This is a genomic window from Streptomyces sp. AC627_RSS907 (assembly GCF_019049165.1).
This window is the reverse complement of sequence record NZ_JAGMUE010000868.1, coordinates 1-563: the sequence shown is the minus strand read 5'-3', so window position 1 is coordinate 563 and position 563 is coordinate 1. Positions and strand designations below refer to the sequence as shown.

The following is a 563-nucleotide window of genomic DNA, read 5'->3' as shown; positions in this document are numbered from 1 at the left end:
ACGTAGCGCAGTACGCCGGTGGGCGCGGCGATCATGATGACGTCGCTCGACCCCTGCACCAGGGAGCGGAAGTGGTTCTCCTTCTGCGCCAGCTCCTGGGTCAGGGTGATGTTGTCCATCAGCATGATGGCCTGCCGTACCACCAGGGCGAGGACGACGGTGCAGCCCGTGAAGAGCACGACCTGGTCCACGGCCCGGCCGTTGAGCACGTTGTAGATGATCCCCAGCACGCAGACGCTGGCGGCCAGGTAGGGCGTCAGGGCGGTCAGCGAGTTGGCGATGGGGCGCCCGGCGGGCTGCGGCCGGCGCGGGCGCTCCCACTCCGCGGTGGAGCGGGCCGACGCCCACGGCGCGTAGGCCAGCAGCAGCGAGCCCGCGAACCAGCCCGCGTCCAGCGGCTGGCCCGAGTTGTACTGCTGCCGCAGCAGTGGCGAGGTGAACAGCGCGTCACACAGGACGGTCAGCGCGAGGGCGCCGATGGCGGTGTTGACCGCGGAGCGGTTGGCCGACGAGCGCCGGAAGTGGACCGCGAGTACGACGCTGACCAGCGCGATGTCCAGAGG

The 563-nt window shown here is 70.5% G+C and carries 1 pseudogene; it reads right to left on the bottom strand.

Annotated features, from left to right (window positions below):
• Positions 1 to 563: pseudogene (locus tag KUM32_RS39105) on the bottom strand (phosphodiesterase); the annotation flags it as partial.